General features: G+C 32.5%; 1 pseudogene. It reads right to left on the bottom strand.

The window, feature by feature from the left end:
- Positions 1–138 (bottom strand): annotated as a pseudogene (locus tag CCY16_RS03530) (hydroxymethylbilane synthase); the annotation flags it as partial.
- Positions 139–758: the final 620 nt, after the last annotated feature.

The raw sequence follows: 758 nt of genomic DNA, 5'->3' as shown, positions 1-758 counted from the left end.
AGCAAGGTTCGCATTTGCATATTTGTCACCGGAAGTTTTTATTTTAATGATCTCAACAGATAAACTAGAAAAAAAGTTTGCTTCCAAAGCTTGAGCAATTGCAAGACTGCTTCCTCTGGTACCTATTCTGATTAACATATACTAAGTAGTTTTGAGAAATTTGATTAACAAATTATTTCAGTTTTATGGCCTCATGTCTATCTTTTGTTTTCTATAAGAACTGAACTATACTTTGTATCGACAAATGGGTAAACATAAGCAAAGAAGAATTCTTGCAGCACATTAACGAAATTTTAAAAATGTTGCATTGTCTGCATTTTATCAGCATAATATAAAAGTAAATAATATAAATACTATGCCGATAAAGTTTATGCTAAATTATACGGTACCTTCAAGATTGCTAGCTGCCTTATGAGGATTAAAGCAGTAAAAGAAAAAGTGTTGTATTTGCCACTTACTGTATAGATATTTTCTTCTCTTCATGAAACTGTTTAGCTCTATACCACACACTATTCTACTATAACTGAAGGAAATCGATTCGAGCCTAAGCAGGTGAAGAAACTTTAAAAAATAAAGGTCACTTTCTGAAATATAGGAGAGATGAAAATGAGGTTAAAGGATATTATGCAGCTTTAACTCAAGTCAAGCAATGGGCAGCGAGGAGAATACCTATTACTGATACAATTTCCACTGCACAAGGAACGGATAGGCAATAATGGAAAAGAAGCCATACTGAAGTAAGTAAAATAGTGAAGTTT

The organism is Wolbachia endosymbiont of Wuchereria bancrofti, from assembly GCF_002204235.2.
GTDB lineage: Bacteria > Pseudomonadota > Alphaproteobacteria > Rickettsiales > Anaplasmataceae > Wolbachia.
The sequence above is the reverse complement of the archived record's forward strand: the minus strand, read 5'-3'. Positions and strand labels throughout refer to the sequence as shown.